This is a genomic window from Burkholderia sp. YIM B11467 (genome assembly GCF_052952715.1).
Genome location: NZ_JBQVSQ010000001.1, coordinates 695,836 through 718,870, shown reverse-complemented (window position 1 = coordinate 718,870; position 23,035 = coordinate 695,836). Strand labels below are relative to the sequence as shown.

The 23,035-nt window shown below is 61.1% G+C and carries 17 protein-coding genes and 1 pseudogene; 14 read left to right on the top strand and 4 right to left on the bottom strand.

What is annotated here, in order from left to right; genetic code table 11:
* Positions 1 to 32 precede the first annotated feature (32 nt).
* From ACTRWB_RS03205 to ACTRWB_RS03150, 12 genes are all read left to right on the top strand, one after another.
* A complete protein-coding gene (locus ACTRWB_RS03205; RefSeq protein ID WP_446900911.1) occupies positions 33 to 2,456 on the top strand; it encodes a GcvT family protein in 2,424 nt (807 codons plus the stop codon).
* Positions 2,457 to 2,473: 17 nt separating this feature from the next.
* Entirely contained in the window at positions 2,474 to 3,223 is a 750-nt protein-coding gene (locus tag ACTRWB_RS03200) for an electron transfer flavoprotein subunit beta/FixA family protein (RefSeq protein ID WP_446900910.1), read from the top strand.
* A 10-nt stretch (positions 3,224 to 3,233) separates the two neighbouring features.
* The gene (locus ACTRWB_RS03195) at positions 3,234 to 4,178 is read left to right on the top strand and encodes an electron transfer flavoprotein subunit alpha/FixB family protein (protein WP_446900909.1); all 945 of its coding nucleotides are present in this window, start codon (positions 3,234 to 3,236) and stop codon (positions 4,176 to 4,178) included.
* A 73-nt stretch (positions 4,179 to 4,251) separates the two neighbouring features.
* The gene (locus tag ACTRWB_RS03190) at positions 4,252 to 5,295 is read left to right on the top strand and encodes a glycine betaine ABC transporter substrate-binding protein (RefSeq protein WP_446900908.1); all 1,044 of its coding nucleotides are present in this window, start codon (positions 4,252 to 4,254) and stop codon (positions 5,293 to 5,295) included.
* Between the two features lie 48 nt (positions 5,296 to 5,343).
* The gene (locus tag ACTRWB_RS03185) at positions 5,344 to 6,285 is read left to right on the top strand and encodes an ABC transporter permease (RefSeq protein WP_446900907.1); all 942 of its coding nucleotides are present in this window, start codon (positions 5,344 to 5,346) and stop codon (positions 6,283 to 6,285) included.
* Complete coding sequence (locus tag ACTRWB_RS03180; RefSeq protein ID WP_446900906.1) at positions 6,270 to 7,100, top strand: quaternary amine ABC transporter ATP-binding protein; 831 nt, start codon at positions 6,270 to 6,272, stop codon at positions 7,098 to 7,100. Before ACTRWB_RS03185 ends, ACTRWB_RS03180 begins: the two co-directional genes overlap by 16 nt.
* A 92-nt stretch (positions 7,101 to 7,192) precedes the next feature.
* Positions 7,193 to 7,657: a hypothetical protein gene (locus tag ACTRWB_RS03175; protein WP_446900905.1), complete on the top strand. Its 465-nt coding sequence runs from the start codon at positions 7,193 to 7,195 to the stop codon at positions 7,655 to 7,657.
* Between the two features lie 267 nt (positions 7,658 to 7,924).
* Positions 7,925 to 9,067 carry a branched-chain amino acid ABC transporter substrate-binding protein gene (locus ACTRWB_RS03170; RefSeq protein WP_446900904.1) on the top strand — a complete coding sequence of 381 codons (1,143 nt, stop codon included), beginning with the start codon at positions 7,925 to 7,927 and terminating at the stop codon, positions 9,065 to 9,067.
* A gap of 305 nt (positions 9,068 to 9,372) precedes the next feature.
* Entirely contained in the window at positions 9,373 to 9,915 is a 543-nt protein-coding gene (locus ACTRWB_RS03165; RefSeq protein WP_129516474.1) for a fimbrial protein, read from the top strand.
* An 89-nt stretch (positions 9,916 to 10,004) separates the two neighbouring features.
* The gene (locus ACTRWB_RS03160; RefSeq protein ID WP_446900903.1) at positions 10,005 to 10,778 is read left to right on the top strand and encodes a fimbria/pilus periplasmic chaperone; all 774 of its coding nucleotides are present in this window, start codon (positions 10,005 to 10,007) and stop codon (positions 10,776 to 10,778) included.
* Between the two features lie 153 nt (positions 10,779 to 10,931).
* Positions 10,932 to 13,478, top strand: a complete 2,547-nt coding sequence (locus tag ACTRWB_RS03155; protein WP_446901406.1) for a fimbria/pilus outer membrane usher protein — start codon at positions 10,932 to 10,934, stop codon at positions 13,476 to 13,478.
* The gene (locus ACTRWB_RS03150) at positions 13,466 to 14,641 is read left to right on the top strand and encodes a fimbrial protein (protein ID WP_446900902.1); all 1,176 of its coding nucleotides are present in this window, start codon (positions 13,466 to 13,468) and stop codon (positions 14,639 to 14,641) included. The genes ACTRWB_RS03155 and ACTRWB_RS03150 overlap by 13 nt, the downstream gene beginning before the upstream one ends.
* A gap of 102 nt (positions 14,642 to 14,743) precedes the next feature.
* Here the strand turns inward: ACTRWB_RS03150 and ACTRWB_RS03145 are convergent.
* Positions 14,744 to 14,917, bottom strand: a pseudogene (locus tag ACTRWB_RS03145) (competence protein CoiA family protein); the annotation flags it as partial.
* Positions 14,918 to 15,145: 228 nt separating this feature from the next.
* Between ACTRWB_RS03145 and ACTRWB_RS03140 the strand changes: the two are divergent.
* The gene (locus ACTRWB_RS03140) at positions 15,146 to 17,545 is read left to right on the top strand and encodes a hypothetical protein (protein WP_446900901.1); all 2,400 of its coding nucleotides are present in this window, start codon (positions 15,146 to 15,148) and stop codon (positions 17,543 to 17,545) included.
* 460 nt (positions 17,546 to 18,005) lie between these two features.
* Positions 18,006 to 18,443 (top strand): hypothetical protein, encoded by a 438-nt coding sequence (locus tag ACTRWB_RS03135; RefSeq protein WP_446900900.1) that lies wholly within the window; start codon positions 18,006 to 18,008, stop codon positions 18,441 to 18,443.
* A gap of 308 nt (positions 18,444 to 18,751) precedes the next feature.
* On the opposite strand, the gene ACTRWB_RS03130 is transcribed toward ACTRWB_RS03135, so the two are convergent.
* From ACTRWB_RS03130 to ACTRWB_RS03120, 3 genes are all read right to left on the bottom strand, one after another.
* Positions 18,752 to 19,813: a hypothetical protein gene (locus ACTRWB_RS03130; RefSeq protein ID WP_446900899.1), complete on the bottom strand. Its 1,062-nt coding sequence runs from the start codon at positions 19,811 to 19,813 to the stop codon at positions 18,752 to 18,754.
* Positions 19,814 to 19,914: 101 nt separating this feature from the next.
* On the bottom strand, positions 19,915 to 21,267 hold the full coding sequence (locus ACTRWB_RS03125) for a nucleotide-binding domain-containing protein (RefSeq protein WP_446900898.1): 1,353 nt from the start codon (positions 21,265 to 21,267) through the stop codon (positions 19,915 to 19,917).
* 4 nt (positions 21,268 to 21,271) lie between these two features.
* On the bottom strand, positions 21,272 to 22,561 hold the full coding sequence (locus ACTRWB_RS03120) for an SAVED domain-containing protein (RefSeq protein ID WP_446900897.1): 1,290 nt from the start codon (positions 22,559 to 22,561) through the stop codon (positions 21,272 to 21,274).
* Between the last annotated feature and the right edge of the window lie 474 nt (positions 22,562 to 23,035).

Below are 23,035 nucleotides of genomic sequence, written 5' to 3'. Positions count from 1 at the left end.
GCGCAGACGAACAGATTGGAAACTGGCAAAAAATGAAATCTCACTATCAGGCAGTCGTAATCGGCGGTGGTGTCGTCGGTTGTTCCGTCCTCTATCACCTCACCAAGTTCGGCTGGAAGGACGTCGCGCTTCTCGAACGCAAGGTCCTGACCGCCGGCTCGACATGGCACGCCGCAGCAGGTTTCCACTCCATCAACAGCGACCCGAACGTGGTCCGTCTGCAGGCCTACACGATCGCGTTGTACAAGGAAATTCAGGAGGCCGGCGACCAGGATGTCGGTCTGCACGTGCCGGGCGGCGTTGCGTTCGCCGCGACGCCCGAGCGTTGGGAGTTTCTGCGTACGGAGTGGAGCCGTCATCGCTTCATGGGCATCGAGAGCGAACTCATCACGCCTGCCGACATCAAGGCGCTGTGTCCGCTCGTGGAAGTCGGCGAAGTGCTGGGCGGCCTGTGGACCCCGGACGAGGGACACCTGGATCCCTACGGCGCGACGCAGGCCTATGCCCGGGCGGCCAGGAAGCAAGGGGCCGACATTTTTCAGCAGACGAAGGTGGAGCGTCTCGAACAGCGTCCCGACGGAACCTGGAACGTCTACACGGACAAGGGCGTCATCCATGCCGAACACGTCGTGAACGCGGCCGGCCTCTGGGCGCGCGAGGTCGGGATGATGGCCGGCGTGAAGCTGCCGCTCATCCCGATGGAACATCATTACCTGATCACGGAGACGATTCCGGAGCTCGAAGCGCACGGCAAGGAAATTCCCGTCATGGTGGACCTCGACGGCGAGATCTATATGCGGCAGGAGCACAACGGTGTGCTCTTCGGCGTCTATGAGAAGAACTCGACACCCTGGTCGCTGGCCGGCACGCCTTGGGAGTACGGCGAGACCGACCTCCTGCAACCGAATCTCGAGAAGCTCGAGAACGAACTCATGAAGGGCTTCGAGCGCTTCCCGAGCGTCGGCAACGCGGGCATCAAGCGCATCGTCAACGGCCCGTTCACCTTTACGCCGGACGGCAACCCGCTCGTCGGTCCGGTTCGCGGGAAGAAAAACTATTGGGCGGCATGCGGGTGCATGGCCGGTTTCAGTCAAGGCGGCGGCATGGGCCTCGCGCTGGCCCAGTGGATGATTCACGGCGAACCGTCCGACAACGTGTTCGGTTTCGATGTCGCACGCTTCCCGAAGCTGACGCAGAACTTCGTCACCGCCAAGGCTCAGGAATTCTACGAACACCGCTTCTATCTGACCCGCCCGAACGAGCAATGGCCGGCCGGCCGGCCGATGCGTACCACGCCGCTTTACGAGTATCAGCACGAAAAGAATGCGGTGTTCGGTGTCAGCTACGGCCTGGAAACGCCGATGTGGTTCGCGCGCCCCGGCGACGATGCCGTCGAGACGCCCACCTTCAAACGCTCGAACGCGTTCGAGGTGGTCGCCGAGGAGTGCGCGAATGTGCGCGAGAACGTGGGCCTGTTCGATGCGAGCGGGTACGCCAAATACGAAGTCACCGGCCCCGGCGCGTTTGCATGGCTCGACCGCATCTTCGCGTCGAAGATTCCCGCCGTCGGTCGCGCGCGTCTTGCCCCGATGCTCGGCGAGTCCGGGCGCCTGATGGGCGACCTCACCATTCTTCGGCCGGCCGAAGCAACGTTCTTCATCACCGGGTCGGGTTATCTGCAGGAATGGCACATGCGCTGGTTCGAGTCGCATCTGCCCGCCGACGGGTCGGTGCGTGTCGAAAACCGCAGCGATTCCCTTTCGATGCTGGCTGTTGCGGGCCCGAAGGCAGCCGAACTCGTGGAACGCCTGGTCGGCAGGACGGCCGTCGACGCGGCCAAACCGCTGCTTTCCGTGACGAACGCCGAGGCGGGTGTGGTGCCGGTCATGATGGCTCGCATGTCGCTGACCGGCGAGTACGGCTTCGAGCTTTACTGCGAATCCACTTATGTTCGCGCGCTCTACAAACAGCTGTTCGAGAACGGCACGGACCTCGGCCTGCGCGAATACGGTGTGTGGGCACTCCTGTCGATGCGACTGGAGAAGGGCTTCGGTATCTGGTCGCGCGAATTTGCGCCCGAATACACGCCGTTCCAGAACGAACTCGGACACTTCGTCGACCTCGCAAAACCCGCGTTCATCGGCAAGGAGGCGGCACTCAAGGCGAAGGACGAGAAGCCGACGCACCGGCTGGTGATGCTCGAAGTGGACGCGACCGACGCGGACGCGAGCGGCTTCGAGCCGATCTGGATCGGCGACAACGTCGTTGGCTTCACGACGTCCGGTGGTTACGGACATACGGTGAAGAAGAGTCTCGCGCTGGGCTACATCGAGACGGACGCCATCCACGCCGACACCGGCTATGAAGTTCACGTGCTCGGCGAGCGTCGGTCGGCGAGGCTGCTCTCGCAAGTTCCCTATGACCCGACGGGCGCTCGCATGCGCGCACCGAAGTAATTCAAGGATTCGAAAGCATGAAGATTCTGGTAGGCGTGAAGCGCGTCCCCGATCCGAACGTCAAGGTTCGCGTCCGTGCGGATGGCGCGGGTGTCGATCTCGCAAACATCAAGATGGCGGTCAATCCGTTCGACGAAATCGCGGTCGAGTCCGCGGTGAGGCTGAAGGAAAAGGGCGACGCGTCCGAGGTGGTGGTCGTGTCATGCGGAACCACTCAATCTCAGGAGACGTTGCGCACGGCATTGGCGATGGGAGCGGATCGGGCCATTCTGGTTCAGACGGATGTCGACCTTCAGCCGCTGGCCGTCGCAAAGATTCTCAAGAAACTGGTTGCCCGTGAAGCGGCGGAACTGGTGATTCTGGGCAAGCAGGCGATCGACGACGACGCCAATCAAACCGGCCAACTGCTCGCGGCCCTGCTCGACGTTCCTCAGGCGACGTATGCGTCGTCGATCGAGCGCCGGGACAACCAGCTCATCGTGGTGAAGGAAACGGACGACGGTCGGGAAACCGTCGAGATGGGCCTTCCTTCCGTCGTCACCGCGGACCTTCGGTTGAACGAACCGCGATACGTCACGTTGCCGAATCTGATGAAGGCGAAAAAGAAGCCTCTTGAGGTTGTCGACGCTGATAGCCTGGGCGTCGACATCGCGCCGCGTTTTCGCACCGTCGCCGTGCGAGAGCCCGCGTCGCGCAAGCCAGGCGAGCGGGTCGCGGATGTCGCGGCACTCGTGTCGCGTCTGCGTGCCGAGACAACCTTGAACTGAAGGGACGGACATGGCCATTCTTGTTATCGCAGACGTATTCGACGACTGCCTGCTTCCATCGACCCTGAACACCCTGACGGCGGCGCGCGAAGTTGCGCATCTCAACGGTGCCGACGTCCATTTGCTGCTGGCAGGCGATCGACTCGACGCGTCTGCAAATGCTGCGTCACGACTCCCGGTTGCCAAGGTGCTGACCGCAGCGTCCGAGCGGCTCGCCGACCGCAATGCCGAGGGCGTCGCGAAGACGGTGCTCGCCGTCGCTCGCGATGGTTACACGCACGTCTTCTTCAGCACGTCGAGTTTCGGCAAGAGCGTTGCGCCGCGTGTCGCGGCGAAGCTGGATGTCGCGCAGTTCTCCGACGTCACGGCAATCAAAGGGGAATCGCTTTTCGAGCGTCCCACCTACGCGGGCAACGTGTTCGCGACGGTCGAGGCGCTTGATGCGGTCAAGGTCATCACCGTCCGTTCCACGGCATTTCCCGCCGCGCCGAGCGTAGACGCCACGGCGCCCGTCGAGCCTCGTTCCGCCGAGATCGACGCGTGTCACGCGCGAGTGACGGAACGCCACAGCGAAGTGTCGGACCGGCCGGACCTCGGGTCCGCAAGAATCATCGTCTCGGGCGGCCGCGGGTTGGGCAGCAAGGAAAACTACGACCGGGTCCTGATTCCGCTGGCGGACAAGCTGGGTGCTGCGTTGGGCGCGTCACGTGCGGCGGTCGATGCCGGCTTTGCGCCGAACGACCGCCAAGTCGGACAGACGGGCAAAGTCGTCGCGCCCGACGTGTATGTCGCGATCGGCCTTTCCGGCGCCATCCAGCACCTTGCGGGGATGCGCGATTCGAAGATCATCGTCGCCGTGAATTCGGACCCGGACGCGCCGATTTTCGGCGTGGCGGACTATGGCCTCGTCGCCGACCTCTTTACTGCCGTGCCCCAATGGCTTGAGGCCCAGTAAGCGTTGTAACTGATCGACCCCGACTCGGCGGCACGCGTCGAGTCGAACTTTTCCCAGACCCCACGAGGCACCCATGAACCACAGAAAGATTCTCGGAGTAGCGACGCTTGCCATCGGCCTTGCCAGTATCTCTGCGTCGTCGTCAGCCGCGACGACGTCGCCCTGGTGTAGTGCGGGGAAGCCCATCAAGTTCGCGGAAATCGGCTGGGACAGCGGCAAGTTCTTCACCGAGGTCGCCCGTTATGTGCTGGAGAAGGGCTACGGGTGCAAGACCGAGACCGTCAACGGTTCCAACTCCATCACGCTGGGCGCTGTCGCGACCAACGACCTGCAGGTATTCGTCGAGTACTGGAATGGCCGTACCGCAGCGGTCGAGACCGCGGCCAAGGAAGGCAAGGTCAAGCTCGTCGGGGACCTCGTCAAGGGGGGCAGCGTGGAAGGCTTCTACGTGCCCGCTTACGTCGTGCAGGGTGATCCGAAACGCAATATCAAGCCGGTCGCCACCGACCTCAAGTCCGTTTCACAGCTCGCCTCGTTGAGCAAGGCATTTCCCGATCCGGAAGACCCTGGCAAAGGCAGCATCCTCAATTGTCCGATCGGCTGGCAGTGCGAATCGGACAACTCGCAGAAGCTGAAAGCGTACAAGCTGGATGCCGCGTATACCAACACGCATCCGGGAACGGGCGCCGCCATGGATGCCACCATCGCGTCGGCGTACGAGCGCGGCAAGCCGATTGTCTACTACTACTATCAGCCGTCGACGCTGCTCGCAAAGTACCCGTCGGTCCGGCTGAGCGAACCGGCATACAACGCGCAGTGCTGGAAAACCATCAACAACAGCAAGGACCCCAATCCGTGTCCGTCGGCGTCGCCGGTCACCAATCTCAAGGTGGTCGTATCTGCGCCGTTTGCCGAGGCCGACCCGACTGCGGTGGATTTCCTGAGCAAGATGTCATTGCCCATGTCGGCGGTGAATCAGGCGCTGGCGAGCATGGGCTCGACGAAAGCCGACCCGAAGACGCTCGCCATTCAGTATCTGAAGGCCAATCCGCAGGAACTTGCCACCTGGGTTCCCGCCGATGTGGCGCAGAAGGTCGAAGCGTCGATTTCGAAGTAGTCGCAATGCCCGGCGCCTCGCACGAGGCGCCGGGACCTGGAGCAAAGTGTGAAAGACATTTTCGTGTCGGTGAACCTGGCTGATGGCATCAACACAGGTTTCACCCATATCGTCCAGCAATACGCTGACCAGTTCCACGCAGTGAGCACCTGGCTGCTCGTCTGGATCCTCAACCCGGTGGAACACGGCCTCCAGGCCGCACCGCCGACGTTGCTCCTGTTCTCGCTCGGGCTGCTGGCCTGGTTCGGCACGCGGCGATTGGGGCCGACCTTGGTCCTGGTCGGCCTCACTTACGCGATCGGATGTCTCGGCTTGTGGGACAAGCTTGTTTCCACCGTATCGATCATGTTCGTGTCCGTGGTGGTGACGGTCGTCATCGGCATACCGATGGGCATTGCGATGGCGAAGTCGAAGATGTTGAGAAAGGTGCTCAATCCGATTCTCGACATGATGCAGACGCTGCCGTCGTTCGTTTATCTGATTCCGGTCCTGATGCTGTTTGGTCTTGGGCGCGTGCCCGCGGTTTTCGCGACTACTGTGTACGCGTTGCCGCCGCTGATGCGACTGACGGAGCTGGGCCTCAGGCAACTTCCTGAAGATGTGCTCGAGGCGTCTCAGGCTTTCGGGGCGACGCCATCGCAGCAATTGCTTGCTGTCGAGCTGCCGCTTGCGTTGCCGTCCATCATGGCGGGGCTGAATCAGGCGGTGATGATGTCGTTGGCGATGGTGGTCATCGCATCGATGATCGGCGCGAAAGGCCTTGGCGAAGACGTGCTCGCAAGCATCAACAACCTGGACATGGGGCAAGGCATTCAGGCGGGGTTGGCCATCGTCATGCTGGCCGTGGTGTTCGACCGCATCACCCAATCCTACGGCCGCTCGCGTCGTGAGCGTTTGAAGACATCGAAGGCGAACAGGTTGCGCGCACGCAAGTCGAGCAGCGTCGCCGCGATGGAGCAAAAGGAGGCGAAAGTATGGCTGATACGTTGATCGAGTTGCGGAACGTCTACAAGATCTTCGGCAGAGACGCATGGAGCCTTCGCGCCGCTCAGGAGGCCGCGCGCAACGGGGTGAGCCGACAGGACATCCTCGAGAGCACGCAGTGCACGGTTGCCGTTCGCGACGTATCGCTTGAAATCCGCGAGGGCGAAATCTTCGTCATCATGGGTTTGTCGGGGTCGGGGAAATCCACACTGGTCCGTCACTTCAACCGTCTCATCGAGCCGACCTCGGGGCAACTGCTCTTTCGCGGAAGGGACATCCTGAAGCTTTCGAAAGGCGAGGTGCGTCAGATCCGCCGATACAACATCGGCATGGTGTTTCAAAGCTTCGCGTTGTTGCCGCACAAGACGGTGATGGAGAACATCGTTTTCGGCAGGATGCTCAGAGGAGATCCGAAAGCCACGTCGATGGCAGACGCGCACAAGTGGCTCGAAGGTCGCATCGGGCTGCGCGGATACGGCGACAAGTTTCCGGACGAGCTTTCCGGTGGCATGCGGCAGCGCGTCGGCCTCGCGCGGGCACTGGTTTCGGACCCCGACATCCTGCTCATGGACGAGGCATTTTCAGCGCTGGACCCGCTGATTCGTGCGGACCTGCAGGATTTGCTGCTGGAGATGCAGAAGGAGTTGAAGAAGACGGTCATTTTCATCACCCATGACATCGACGAGGCGATGAAGCTGGGCTCTCGAATCGCCATCATGAAGGACGGCGAAGTCGTGCAGGTCGGTACGCCCGAAGAGATTCGCGACTGCCCCGCGAACGATTACGTGCGGCGCTTCTTCAAAAAAGGTGTGCCTCATTGAGTCATTCGGAGCACACGATGAAGGGACGCAAAACCGAACATTCGTCTGGGCATTCACGAGGGCCCATATCGCGAACCTACCGGAACGCACTGTTGGCCGCGCACGAAGGAGAGGTGTCGGGCCGCAGTTTCTTCAGCGAGATGGCGGGCCATTATCGCCGCGACTCGTATGCGAGGCGCGCGTTCTCGATATTGAGCGAGGTCGAACATGAAACCGGCCAACTGATGCTTGACTTGCTGGTCAAGCACCGCGTCGCCTGCTCGGACCGGCACGCAGCGGAGGTCAAGGGGCTGGTGGTTGCCTGGTTGCTCAGGCCGCTCGGCTGGCATGCGCTACTGGACGCGATGGGGCAACGCATCACGCCGGCGCTCTATCGATTCGAGGCGCTTCGAGGCATCGCGCCTGCTGATGACAGGGCGTCGATCGAGCTGTTGCTCGAACACGAACGAGCGCTTTACGCGTTTGTGCAGCGCGATGTGTCGAGGACGAATGACGCGCTTCGACCGAGCCTTCGATACTTGCGTCGGCTCAGAAGCGCCACGCACCTGGCACGTTGAGCCGAGCAGTTCGAGATGCCGCTCGTGAAGGGTTTCGTCTCCACGGTCATTTTTCGATGAGAGGATGACCTTCACGCGTCGTATGGAAGCGCTTCCGTACGGCGCGTTTTTTTATCGAACCCTTCATTTGTCTGGTGACGGCCGCTTGCCCTTCACAGCCGACGCGCGTCGGCGCTGCATCAATTTCCTCATGCAATGCCCCAGTTCTTTCGGGTTGACTGAGCCGTTTTGGCTCGAAATGATGAAACCGGAGACGAGGAGAACCCCATGAAAGCCAAAATCGCAGGCGGCGCCATCGCCGCGATACTCATGTTTGCATGTTGCGGGACTGCAATGGCGCAGCAAGTCGTGAAGATCGGCTATGCCGGACCGATTACCGGGCCGGTGGCCCAGATTGGCAAGGACGGCGAAAGCGGCGTTCGACTGGCCATCGATGAGGCCAATGCGAGCAACATCAGGATCGCTGGCCGGGCGGTCAAGTTCGAACTCGAATCCCAGGACGATATGGGCGACCCGAAGACGGCCACCACCGTGGCGCAGAAGCTGGTCGACGACGGAGTCGTGGGTGTGGTTGGGCACCTGAATTCCGGCGCCACGTTGCCGGCGTCGAAGATTTACTCGGACGCGGGTGTTCCGGAGGTTTCTCCCGCTTCGACCAACTCCCAGTACACGCGGCAGGGATTCAAGACCGCGCATCGCGTCATCGGCGACGACCATGACGTGGTCAGGGTGCTGGTCGCTTACGTTCTCGACAAGATGAAGGCCAGGCGGATCGCCGTCGTCGATGACCGCAGCGCGTACGGGCAATCGTTCTCGGACGATGTCGTCGCCCAGCTCAAGGAAAAGAACGTCACACCGGTCGACCGCCAATACGTCACGACGCAGACCATCGACTTTCGCGGCGTGCTGACGGCGTTGAAGGCCAAAAATCCCGACGTAATCATCTACGCGGGCGTGGACGCCCAGGCCGGACCGATGCGAAAACAGATGATCGCGCTGGGAATGTCCAGGACGCTCATCGCCGGCTGCGCCATCGAGACCGACAAGTTCGTCGACCTCGCCGGCGGCCCCGCCAATGCCGACGGCAACATCTCGTCCGAATCCGGGTTCGCGCTGGACGCGATGCCGAAGGGCAAGGCGTTCACTCAGAAGTTTTCGAAGTATGGAAAACCCGTCCTGTATTCGCCGTACGCGTACGACGCAACGTGGGCGTTGATCAAGGCAATGCAGGCAAGCAACTCGGTGAAGCGCGAGGACATCCAGGCGGGCTTGCGGAAAGTGAACTTCGATGGCGTGACCGGCAAGATTTCCTTTGACGACAAGGGTGATCTTCAGATTGCGCGTGTGACGATATTCAAGGTCGTCGGCGGGAAGTGGAAGGGCGTGGAGTCGGTTGCCGTGTCGAAATGATGCGCGCGCGACCATTGCTGGGACAGTTTCGCTGAGTTGATGCCTCGGGCCGCGGACCTCTTCACCCCCAGCCGGCCCGAAGATTCCACGCCGCATCGGTCACGATTGCATGGTGACAATAGTTCATATTACCGATAGAAAGGTCCGGGTAATATTTTAGAAGTCCAAGGGCAACCGGATCGAAAGCAATGCATCCGACCATGCAATGCGTTATTCGCGCTTGTCATTGGATGACGCGCGGCGATATTGAGTGAATATCGCCTCGGCGTCGTGAATCCATCCAGATCGCTTCTGAAACAAAACCCATGCAAACCAAACTCATTTCCGCGCTGTTGCTCGCGGGCGCCGCCACGGCTTCGCAAGTCGCATCTGCAGCCGACGGCACGATCACGTTCACCGGCAGCGTAACCGCGCAAACCTGCACGATCAACGGCAACGGCAGCAACTCGAACAACTTCAATGTTCCGCTGCTGAACGTGTCGACCAGCGCGCTGGCTGCCGCGGGCCAAACTGCCAGCGCCAAGGCGTTCAGCATCGCGCTGACGGCCTGCACGCCGGCGTCGGGCAAAGTCCACGCCTACTTCGAACCGGGCCCGACGGTCGACACCGCCACCGGCAACCTGTTCCTGAACGCAGGCGGCGCGACCAACGTCGAGATTCGCCTGCTGAACGGCGACTATACGCCCATCAAGCTTGGTGCCGCAGACGCTTCGCAGAACTCACAGTCGGTTGCAATCACCGCTACCGGCACCGCCACGCTGAACTACCTCGCGGAATACTACGCCACCGGCGCCGCAACGGCCGGTGCGGCGACGTCGAGCGTCATGTACTCGCTCGTTTATCAGTAATCGGTTATTTAGAAATACATAATAAGGTAGGGCGGGGCGAAGCGATTTCGTTCCTCCCCTCCTGTACGCTACCTGCATCGATCCCAACCATGAAGTCCCGAACAGCACTCAGATTCTCGATCGCCGCCGTGTGTATCGCATGGCTCGGTTACCTGGCGACACCCGCCGACGCGTCGGTGGTGATCGGCGGCACGCGCGTGATCTACGGCGCGGGCGAATCCGAGGTCACGCTGAAACTGTCGAACGCGGGCCAGGCGCCGGCGCTCGTGCAGTCATGGGTCGATGCAGGTGACGTGCGCAGCGCGCCGTCCAGTATCAAAGTGCCATTCACCGTCACGCCGCCGATTGCGCGGATCGATCCGTCCAAGTCGCAGACGCTGCGCATCGTCTATACCGGCGAGCCGCTGCCGGAGGATCGCGAGTCGGTGTTCTGGCTCAACGTGCTCGAAGTGCCGCCCAAGGCGAGCGCGGCGGACGCGGACATGAACCGGATCCAGCTCGCGTTCCGCTCGCGCATCAAGGTGTTCTATCGCCCGGACAAGCTCAAGGGTTCGTCGGCCGATGCGCCGGCGCAGCTCACGTGGCGCCTCACACAGGCCGACGGCAAGCCGGCCATCGAGGCGCATAACCCGACGCCGTTCCATGTTTCGCTGACCATGATCAGCGTGCAGTCGGGCGGCCGCCGCGCGATCTTCGACGATGGCGGCATGGTCGGGCCGGGCGAGACGCGTGCGTTCCCGCTGAAGGGCGATGCGCCCGACGCGGCTGGCGCCACCGTGCACTTCACGGCGCTGAACGACTACGGCGGCGCGGTCAGCAGCGAGACGCCATTGCGGCTCCGCACCGCGGCACCGTCGCAATGATGCGCGGCTGACCTCTTCGATTGCGCGCGGCGCGGCTAGCGCGCCACGTCCTTCTCATCGCAAGACCAAGCATGCCCGCCCCGGGCAGGGCGCAGGCTTGCTCACGCCCGGCTGTCTATCGTGATCCAACGTATATCTAGCTTGCCGCTGTCCATGCACTGGCGTCCGCGCCCGTGCTGCCTGCTCGCACTGGCGATGTTCGCATCGACTGGCGTGATCGCGGCGACCACGGATGCCACGCAAGTGGCGGAAGTCCAGTTCAACGATCTGTTTCTGCAGCGCCCGGGCGGCGCGCGGGTGGACGTGAGCCGCTTCGAGAAGGGCAATGTCGCGTTGCCGGGTTCGTATCGCGCCGATCTGTTCGTCAACACGAACTGGATCGGTCGCGCCGAGATCACGCTGCGCCAGGTGGGCGACAACCCGAGCAACGTCCAGCCCTGCTTCAATCGCGACCTGCTGCAGCAAGTCGGCGTGGATCTCGCGAAGCTGTCGCCCGAGGCGACGCACATGCTGACGGACCCGAACCAGGCTTGCGCGACGATCGGCATGCTGGTGCCGGACGCGGTTGCCACCTTCGACAATGGCGAGCAGCGGCTCGACGTCAGCATCCCGCAGGCGTCGCTGAGCCGCGCGGCGCGCGGCTACGTGGACCCGCGCTACTGGGACGAGGGCGTGCCGGCCGCGCTGCTGTCGTACAACGGCAATATCTATCGTGCCGAGAACCGCGGCGCATCGTCGACCCAGGCGTTCCTGGGCCTCACCGCCGGCCTGAACGTCGGGCCCTGGCGCTTCCGCCACAACGGCAACACTACCTACGACTCGCGCGGCGGCCCGCACTACCAGAGCGTGCAGACCAGCCTGCAGCGCTCGATCGCGCGCCTGAAGGCGCAGTTCGTGATCGGCGACGCGTTCACCGACGGCACGATGTTCGACAGCGTGGGCTTTCGCGGCGTGCAGCTCGCCAGCGACGAGCGTATGTATCCGGAATCGCAACGCGGTTACGCACCGACCATTCACGGCATCGCCAACAGCAATGCGCTGGTACAGGTGCGCCAGAACGGCAACGTCATCTACAGCGCCAACGTCGCGACCGGCCCGTTCGTGATCGACGATCTCTATACGACCGGTTATGGCGGCGACCTCGACGTCATCGTGACCGAGGCCGACGGCAGCATCCACACATTCAAGGTGCCGTATGCGTCTGCCCTCAGTTCGCTGAGGCCGGGCGTCACGCACTTCAGCGTGACGGCCGGCCAGTACCGCAGTCCGCTGCTGTCGAGCAAGCCGGCGCTGTTCCAGGCGACCGTCCAGCATGGTTTCACCAACCTGATCACCGGCTACGGCGGCGTGACGGCCGCGCCCGGCTACGTGGCCGGCGTGGTCGGCGCCGCGCTCAATACGCAGCTGGGCGCGTTCGCGCTCGACATCACGCAGGCCAATACCGATTTGCCCGGCATCGGCACGCGCCACGGCCAGAGCGTGCGGATCTCGTACAGCAAGCTGATCAGCCCGACCCATACCAATATCGCGGTGGCCGCCTATCGCTATTCGAGCAGCGGCTACCTGGGCCTGCAGGACGCGATGCAGTTGCGCGGCCAGCAGACGGGCGGCGTGAGCGGTCTGCTGTCGGGCGGCGTGCGTCGCGGCCAGTTCCAGGTCACGCTGAACCAGAGCTTGCCGGAGGGTTGGGGCGCTTTCTACCTGTCGGGCTCGACCGTCAACTACTGGAATCGCGGCGGCAACGACACGCAGTATCAGGCCGGCTACAACAATAATTTCCGGCGCATCAACTACGGCGTGTCGGCCGCGCGCCAATTCGACGTGACGCAAAACCGCTGGGACAACCGCTTCATGCTGAACGTGTCGATCCCGCTGAACCTCGGCTCGCGCACGGTGTATTCGTCGACCAGCCTGCAGCACGATTCCCGTGGTTCGACCGTGGTCCAGCAGTCGATGACGGGCGCGCTCGGCGTCGACAACGCGCTCAGCTACGGCGTGAACGTCGGTCGGACCAGTGGCGGCGGCGCGAGAGCGGCGACCAACGTGGGCGGCAACGTGTCCTACATGTCGCCGTATGCGACCGTCACGGGCAATGCTTCGACGGGCACCGGCTTCAAGCAGTACGGCGGCGGCATCTCGGGCGGCATGGTGGCCTATGCGGGCGGGGTTGCCTTTACGCCGACCATGGGCGAGACCGTCGCGATCGTCGAGGCCAAGGACGCGCACGGGGCACGCGTGACGGCCGGCAGTGGGCTGCGCGTCGATCCGTTCGGTCATGCGCTGGTGTCGAGCCTGACGCCGTTTTCGACCAACGAGGTGGAGATCGATCCCAAGGGTGTGCCGATGAGTGTCGAGCTGAAGTCGAGCGCGCAGCACATCGCGCCGACCGCAGGCGCGGTGGTGCGACTGAAGTTCGAGACCGAGGGCGGCGGGCGCGCGGTGATCATGCGCGCGCGCATGGCCGATGGCGAGCCGGTTCCGTTCGGCGCCGAGGTGAGCGATGCGGCGGGGCGGAATGTCGGCACCGTCGCGCAGGATGGCCGCATCGTACTGCGCGGCGTGAAGACCGACACCGGCACGCTGAATGTGAAGTGGGGCGATACGGTCGCCGAGGGCTGTTCGATGTCGTACACGCTGGCGACGGCAAGCAAGACGAGCAAACAACGCTGGACCGATGCGGAAGCGGTATGTACGAAATGAGCGAAGCGGGCGCGATGAACCTGGGAAAGATCATGAAACGAAACGAGACGCCGGCCTCGATGCGCAGGCGCGCAAGATCGGCGCGAGGCTTGGGCCGCCTGGTGGTTTGGCTGCTCACGCTGGCGGTGCTGATGCTTGGCCTTGGCACACGTACCGTGTTCGCCGCGAGCATAAGCTGCTCGGGAACAGCGCAGACGGTGACGTTGTCGATGCCGGCCTCGGTGACGATCCCGCGCGATGCCGCGGTCGGCACCCTTCTGACCGGCTGGGTCAGCACGCCGAATGTCACCAACTACTACACGTGCACGGTGTCGGGTGTGGTGTCCTCGGGTATGGTCTTCGAGCCGCAGTCGATGACCAGGGCCGGCATGACCGTGGCCGCGCCAAGTGGTGCAACCTATACCGTCTGGAATACCAATGTGCCTGGCGTCGGTGTCGCGATTGGCGCGGCTACTTTCGCGAACCAATGCGGAAACCAGCCCTGGAGGGATCTCGGCGTTCCGCTTTCGACATTCCCCAGTCCGTGGACGGGCACCGCCTGCAACACAACCGGCACGGTTTCTTCGATCACCAACGGTGGCCAGGTCCAGGCGGCGCTGGTCAAGACCGGCCCGATCACCGCAGGCACCGTGACGGGCGGCGTGCTGGCCGTGGGGGCGTCTGCAACGAATACCGGCGGCTCCGTCTATACGGTCGCCGCGTCGCCACTCGTGTCGTTTTCGCTAACCCCGACCATCGTCAACGTCGCGGCGTGCATCACGCCGAACGTGACGGTCAACATGGGTTCATATATGCAGTCGGCATTCAAGGGCATCGGCTCGACCACTTCACCGGCCATTCCGGTCACCGTGGCTGTCAATGCCTGCCCGTCGGGCCTGAACACGATCCAGTACCAGTTCATCCCGGTCAATGCCGTGCTCGACAGCACCAACGGCGTGCTGGCGCTGTCGAGCGATTCGACGGCCAGCGGCATCGGCCTGCAACTGAAGGACAACAACGGCAATGCGCTGAAGTACAACACGCAGTACACGTTGACTAGCTACAGCAAATCGACGGGCGGGTCCTACACGATCCCGCTCAAGGCCACGTACTACCAGACATCCGCCAGCGTGAAGGCCGGCAGCGCGAATGCGGTGCTGACCTTCACCATGACGTATCAGTAAGCCATCCACGCAAACTAGCGCTGGCACGCGCAGGTGCCGATGTTCGAGCAGAATTTGTTTAGCCAGTAGGTGGAGGGCCGTTTCGAAACCGCTTGCGCAGTCCGGGCCCGGCCGGTGCGCAAAATGGCAGGTCATTACTTCGCCTTGCTTCAGAATCACCGGGCTTCGGCAGGCCGCGCAAAGAAACGGACCTTCAGCATGCTTTGGCAGGTCGCGCGTGGCAACAAGACGCCCCAGCGGGTTCAGGGCAAATGGGATGGTCAAACCGGCGTTCATGGAGCGAGGGCACAAGGCAGAAGTGGCTACCATAGCAACACGACCTGACCTACTTGTCGGCACGGCGCTCCAATGCTGGGCCCGACCTCTTCTCTTTTCGCGTGTAGTCAAAGGCCGGGGGAGTAGCCATACTATCTTGTCTCTGCATACGTCGACGGGCGGAAAAGCCGGACACCGTTACCGGCCTGGTTGAGGCTCCCAATGAAGGGTTGCGCAGGAGAGGCGCAAATGGATACTGAGAAATACAAAAACGTCGGTGCCGCACAGGGCGCGGTGACGCCCGTTCCAATCGTTGCCGCGTTATTTATTGACCCCGTCAAGAAGTACGTGCCGGTGGGGGAGATTGCCGAAATGACTGCGCGAACCGTTCATTCGAATGGCGGCCTCTTATGGGCCGCTGCGCTGGATTACCACAGACAGCAACTCGACGCCTCGATACGTAGGGGCGAAATCCGCGGCTTTGAACCGTCAACAATGCGGTCGTTGACTGCCCAGCTAACCAGTCTTCCGCTGAAGGGAGCACCGCTTGCCAATGCGTGGGTACCCGTGGAAGACGTGCAGAAATTCGCAGCTGGCGTTGGGGTAAAGGTTACGTTTGACTTCTCCGAGGTCAACTACGAGTTCATGCCCGAAGCCCGCGCAGCGATAGCCGGCGAATCGCATTGGAGCGAAAAAGAGCTTGAGGCCCTTTGTCTTGGAGTGCCGCCTACCCAGTATGACGACGACTGCGCTCCGGAGGCTGAACGGGGGCCAATCCGGCAAGCCATCCTGTCCGCATGCAAGAGCGGCAAGTTAGACGCTCATGAAACTGGCGCTGGTAATGCGGTATACGGCGGGAAATGGAGCATCGAGCGGGTAAGCGCCGTGCGCTGGGCCATCACAAACGACTTCAACAGATTTCCGGAATGGCTGGCAAGGAGCTGCCACGCCGAAATCTGGCAGCAACAGGACGAGGAGCGCCGCACTGCGGGGCGTTACAGGCTTCAAGAAGCCGCCGATGCGCTGGAGCAGCACACGGGCACAACCGCAAAGGATTGGCTGGTCAAACTTGAGCAGGCAGTTCTCAATGACCATTTGCTGGTGTATCGCCCCGGCGAGCAGGCTCGTTACCGTCCGAAAACCGTGAGGCCTTACTATGACGAGGCTTATTGGGATGACCTGAGCGCGTGGTTAAAAGCGAACGAACCTCGCGTTAAGTTCCAATTCGCCGAGCCCGTCACTACCACCACATTGTCGCAGGGCGCGGTAGCGCCTGGAGCGGCAAACGAGCCAGCATCCGCACCGAGCGCCGGTGACGTCAGTTCGACAGAACAAGCGCACACGATGAGAAGGATTCACGTACAGGCCGATTTGTGGGCACGCCGCGAGCCTGCACGCCTTTACGGTGATGGTTTCAGCGAGGAGATGCAGAAACATACGACGCTCACTCGGTATCTCCAATACGACACGTGGACACCCGAAGCGGCTGCAATGCTCGTCTGCGGTCTGCAAGCCCCGATCATCGACGGCCAGCTTTGCACGGAAATTCCTGAAAAAGGCGTAATGGGACTCGATAACTCCCTCATCATTGGCAACCAAGACCCGTTCCACGAGGCGAAACACGTGCTCGGCATCTGGCGCAGCCAGGAGAAACCGCCTGCCAGGGTGCGTCCGCTCGACTTCATCCGGTGGTGTCAGGGCAGGGGCTTCGACACTGCCTGGTTGCGAAGCATCGAGACGGACGCAGCCAGCAAGGAGAAAGAGGACATGAAGGCCGCGCTGGGTTCGGGCGTGGTGGTGATTCCAAGTGCTCCACTGCTTTCCGCTGAGTGGCTGGCCGGCCATATTGCCTTTTCACTGGTCGCGATACCCGACGATGAACGGCTGTCTACGATAAAGAAGGAAGTGCCCGCCGGTGATGGCGTAGCACGTATCGAACTGCTGACCAACGACGACCGGCGGCTTGTACATTCGATATGCGGCAAGTCCCTGGCGGGTTGCTCACGTGCCGAATTTGAGGCGTACCGACAGAAATTCGACGCGGCAGAGGACCGGCCCAAGTGGTCCTTGACAGGTGAGTTCCGCGAGAGTGCCGAAATGACGAAGGCGCGGGCTCGATGGGGCGAAGTGTTGCTGGCGCACAAGCAGCAAATTGAGCAGTGGGCCAGCAATGGCGGCCTGTCGCTCGTGACGGCGGACCGTATCGCAACGACGGACATCGCCAGGGGATTTATTCGCAGGGAAGATGTGAAGCGGTATCTGGACGAATATAACCTGCCGTGGCGCGACATCCAGGCAAAAGTAGCTGCCGTAGACAGAAGCCGCAGCGCTATCGGTCAGCCGAAAATTCTGGAGGCCGACCAAGCACGCAACTCAGGACCAAGGGTCGTCATCACAAAGCGCTCCATCGGGACACGTAGTAATCCCCTCAAGGCGGTTATCGAAAAAGCCAAGTCTTCAGCCGCAGACCCGAGCGACAATCACTCGGTCTGGGCCGCCCTTGTGAAACTGGCACAGGACGCCAACCGTCCGGCCCCGTTGCTCGGATATGCCGATGCTGAGGGCGTCAAGTGGGACGATAACGGGACCGTGAAATTCTTCACGAAGAGGAACCTTGCGGACCGTGCGCGGCGCGCTAAAGCTCGCTAAGGCGCGCGACGCCTCGTCACGGCGCGCGTCTATCGGAGAACGCAACTACATGAAAAAAAATCCGTATCACCTTCAACGAGCGCCAAACGGCGAGATGGTGATACGAGATGAGAAAGCAGCAAGCGACGGCGCGTGCAGTAAGGGAGGTGGAGGGGGCAGGCCCCGTACGACGCCATAGGTTCAGTGTCATGGGGAGCGCCGCGCTCATACATGAGTGCAGCAACTTTGTCGCGCAGCTCGACGCGCACCCGGTCGGCGCCGCTATCTTCCTCGGCATCATTGCCTTGGCGGCCGTTGCATTTGCGGTGACTGTGCGCACCGCGCTGACTTCGCGCGCATGCTGGTCGACCGGAAGCACGCGTGGTCGGCGCGTCGGCCATGGTCGTCAAAAAGTTTCCGCGGGAACGCGCCGCGGGCGGCAGTAGACTGGCATCTCCACATCCGTTCCCGGAGCCTAGGCATGACCGTGCAAACCTACAACCGTGTCGAGCTCGCGCGCGAGCAGCTCGAGACGGCCATCAGCGTGTTTCTCGAGCGTCAGAGCTACGCCGCGGTCATCACCCTGGCCAGCGCGGCCGAGCGAGTCATGGGACAGGCCTTGCGACATGCCGGTCAGCAGGCAGTCCTGGACTGGAAGTTCGAGACGGCTGACCTGGTGCATACGACACTGCATGGCCGGCCGTTGGCCCGTAAGACCTTCAATGACGCGGAAAACCGCGTCGGCAACGTGCTGCGGCACTTTGACGAAACTGACGCGCCGGATTTTGAGGCCGACCTCGAGGAAGCCGCGTGCTGGATGCTGGTGCGCGCCTGTGAGAATGCGCACCGGCTCGGGCTGACCTTGCAGGGCTTCGACGCGTTCAACGACTGGTTCATCGAGCACATCGTCGGCGTGTGACCGTCGGAGACCGCGATACGGCGAGGCACGACGCGTATCGAACGGCGCGTGTGGCGGACCCGACCGGGCTCCGCGTCGACCGAATACACAACTCATCAATGGGATGCCTCTCGGCCAAGCAACTAGTAGCATAAAATCAAGGTGTTGCGGACAGTTGGGGAGCTATTTTTCCAACTATTTACTTTGATTTTTCAGTCGATGTAGGCCATGGTGAGTCCTCTCGTGGTGTGGACAGCAAAGTTGTACACACGGGGGGGACGTAACACCGACAAATACAAATTTTCACCGACGCCTCAAAAGGGCGTGACCTACCCGTCTTTTAGCTCGTTAGCGTTGGTTTGCGGCGCTTTTGGCGATGTGCCGGGTGGACTCAAGGATTTGCGTATCGCATCTTTGACCCACGGAGGTGTCAAGGCATCGGCTATCTCTGCATAGAGGCTATCCGTCCCGTCGAATTTTGCGTCCGGGAATGTCCATCCACGGTCGGTGTATTTGCTATGCAAAATGACACCCTTAGGTGACAGTTCCAGCGCAAATGCACCACCAAGTTGAGTGGGGGCTGCCCGTTTGGCCCGAAATTGGCTGTCGGGCTCCAGCACCTGCTGGGCTAAGGCTTGTAAGTTCCTGCTTAGCCGCATCATCGCGTGAGTGACTCTTCCTGGTGTAGAGGCAGTCGTGACCCCCTGGCCCGGCGAAAAATAGACCTTTCCGTCGATAACGAACGGAGCATCGAGACCGGATGCTCGAAGTTTTTTGCGTTCGGCCTCCGTCCACACGCGTGCTGGAACGAGCACGCCCTTGAGTTCGAATGGCTCCAAGGCGGACGGCCAGTGTTGCGCTACGAGTTTAATGAGGTCTTCTCGAACAAAGCGCAGGTCGTCGCCTGAATGTGGCTGAATATCGAGCAAAAGTGCAACGTCGTGGCCGAAAACGACGAAAAGAAGAAAATCACTACGGGCTGAGAAGTATCCTTCGCGCTCATCTGGCGCTTTGGCGATGTGCAGATGATGGATGCCCCAATCCGCCCAGAGCAAGTCGGTTCTTTCGCTCCGCTTTTTACCGCTTGAGTCGCCGCGCACAATACCTTTGCCTTGGAAAGCATTGATGTCTTCACCTGATGATATGGCTTCAACAAGTTTTCTAAATGCTGTGGCATATGGCTCATCAAGCTGCTTTGGAAACCTGTTTGAGAGGTGAACGGCCCTTGGACGTGGGTCAATGATGCGCAGCCTGAAATCGAGCCAACGCAAGAGCGGCCTTGCAAGATGCTCGACCGATTGGCTGTGCGCCAAGCCGAAGCATGCGATGAGCTGTTCGGCAATCTTGTCCGCGTTAGCGTTGAATGTTTGAGCCAGATTTTCGATAGTCACAGTGTTGATTCGGATTGGCTATCGTGCTCGGTTCGAGATGCGCGTGCACTTGATGTCATGTTCTCGGATACGCGTACGTGCGTTGTATTGACGTGTCTCTTCTATAAAAACAGGCGCCGTCCCGGCCCGATGCGGACAATATGCTCGGCTTGACGCACTGTTTCACCGTTCTTCACGATTTCACAAATCATTTTATGCGTGCCCTTAAACGCCGTGTACGTCCAGTAGGGCTCGCCGGCCCCTAGCAGCTTGTCATGGCTAAGTTGACCTTCTTCTCTGGCCTCATCACCTTCGTTGCGCACCGTCCAGCGCACGCTGTACGGAAGCGCGACTCCCATCGGCGTCGCGGTGAAGCGAAGATGGATGCCTTTCGCCAACGCGGGTGCGCCGCTAATGTGCGTCTTATACACCTTACCCTCGCGTGTTCGGGCGAGCGCACAATCAATGGTCAGGCCAGCTGCCGCGGTGGACTGAGCGACCGACTTTCGTGCGCCGGACCAATAGTTGTGCCAGAAGATTGAATCCCACGCTGCGAAGGCTTGTGCGGGCGTGCACGTCGGCTGATGAAGGATGTCGAGACTTGGGAGCTTCTCTGCGAGCGTGTCGCGAAGTCTCTCAACTTCTCGCTTTCTGCGGTCCGACGAAGTGAACCAGGCACCAGACTGGACTGGATTTTGGACATTGACGCTGGCTCGAAGTCTCGCGAGCAGGGCCTTCAATGTGTTGGCGAGGGCAACGTCGTCGCGCGTCGGGTCCGGTTTGTACACCTCGCAAATCAGGGTCGTGATGATGATGCCGCCGGGCAGCGCCCAACCAGACCGAGACCGGGCAAACGCTTTGACAAATCGTACGATACGCCGCAATTGACTTTCGGCCACGGTGACGCGAGGGGCGAAGAATCCCAAAGGGACCGTCGACGGGCTCTTCGAGTCCACCTGCTTGCTGAACCAGTTGGTGTATGCCAACGGGTCCCGTGCGGTCCAGCCTTCGCCACCGGCATGTTCAATAGTTTGATTCCCGAACCAGTCTGTCCGGCGCCGATAGACAGCGAAGTCAATGTGGTAGCCATCTGCGTACCAGACCGTGACGGCGTTCTTGCGTGCCTCAGGCTCCTTCGTGAAGTTGCTGCACTTCTCTAGTAGTGCGTCGCGGACTCGAGCGCGCGCATCGACTGCGCTTTCCGGGAGGTCGCTAGCTTCGAAGATGACGGCGACGTCGATGTCGTAGTCGATGTGCTCGCATTGATTCAGGGTGTGCATCGCGTAGCTCCCCTGATTCTTGCTGTCTACGAACGTCTTATAAACAACGTTCTCCTTTTCACCGAGTGACTTCAAGCCCGCAGTAAGGCGGTCGAGGTTGAGGTCGCGATAGCCGCCCAAGGCGTTGCGAAGCTGTGTGCCAAGACGCACGTGATTCTCATAGAAAATAGCCAACTCTTTGGACGCGTCATACATGGCTTCACTCCCCGGAAATCCAAAGTTGTCCCGACTGTCCGTCGGCCGCGACGAGGTCGACTGCCCAGAGGTAGGGCGGTGTGCTTCGTTGTGAATAGTTGTAGGCTCGCACCGAGCGATGCATTGTCTGGCTCACCATCTGTCCGAGCCGGAAGGAAACAGACATCGGCGTCGCTGCGAAAACGTGGTGGGTAGTCGTAGGATTTTCGTTGTGAATCTTGTCGAGAGCCTCACGAAATGCATTGGCAATTGCACTTACTTGGTCGTAATGGGTGATAACTCCGCGCTTGGGCTCCGCGATGCGAATGACAAAGTGCCGGTAGGGGCGGTCGATGCTCTGATCAATATCAGTTTTAGCGATTCGTGCGCTAACATCGACCTGAATGACAGCGTTGGGACCACCCACTGGTCCACCCATGTCCACCAACTCCACGCCGAGGTCAGGTGCGTTTCCATCGAGCAGCGGATTCCACGCATTTTCCGCCGCAGTGGCGTCGAGTTCATAGAGGCGCACGGGCTGCTTCGTCGAGACGGCGGTGCCTGCATGCATTGCCAGCGGGATGTGTGCAATCCCGAAGTACGCGACCGTCGCTTTGGGATGAGCGCGCAGTTGCGCGGTCACATCGCGATATAGATTGCGTTGGAGCGCGAGAGCACCTCGAACATCAAGCACTCCGCCTTCGTAAAAGGCGGAGGCGTCCATGTGCACTGGGTGAAATCCGTCGGCGGCCGCTGCCGGGTCCACATCGTCAAACATCCCAGCGTGCTGAAACGACTGATGGCAGATTGCGATTAGCTCTGCCGGCGCGTCGATTTGGGATAGCGCTACAAGCAGGGGACGGAAGTGCGCACGCGCTACCTTCGGGTATTTATGAAGCAACGCGAGCAACTGCTCCCAACCGAATACCTGGACGGGGAATTTTCCTTGGGATGCGTGAGCGGAGCTTATTAGACGCGCCTCCTCTTGGACGGCGACGTCTGCGGTGCCGCTCGTTACTAGATAGTAGTGGCTGGGCTGAGGCTTGAAGGTGAGCGCCTTGTCCACTTCGGCGCGCAGCTCGTCTTTGGTCACCGAGTGGCCATAGCGGCTGTCCTTTCCTTTGCATTGGACGGCTTCGAGCTTTCCGGTGGAGAAGTTAATTCCATACACGTCAACACCGGCCTGCGCTTGTCCGGCCCGACCGTTCATCTCAGCGGTCGGACAATTCCAGTGTGCGGCGAACAAGTCGCGCGTAAAACGTTCGAATGCCTGCCAATCGGCGGGGGGAGGAAGCTGGTATGTGCCGAAACTCACGGTGTCTTTTCTCAGGTACTACTGCATTGTGTGTTGTAGGGCAATGAGCAGCTAGGCACCACAATGGCCTAGCTGGAGCTCATACTATATATAGGCAAATGTGCCGGCACAATATCCACATCTTGTGTTTCGTGGTTGCGGTGCAATAAGAGATTTCAGCGCGTGAAGTGACGTCGGGGCGGGAAAATCACGCAAACGTTAGCGGGCGCCGGGGCGAAGCTGTTGGGCCTCCGATTCTGGCCCGAATGATCCAAATCTCGGTTGCTGGCCGGAAAAGTTGCTAGCAGGTTACGTCACGTACAGTCCGGACCGAGGCCATTAGACCGACTAGATGCGTATGTGCTTGTGTGCTGCAACATGCGACGTGAGGTCGGACAAACTGCGCGCATGCCTGTCGAGCGCGCTCGTGTTTCATAGTCTCCATCCAACAACTGTTTACCCGAACGTGTTCAGTTCCATGCGGGTAATCTTCCA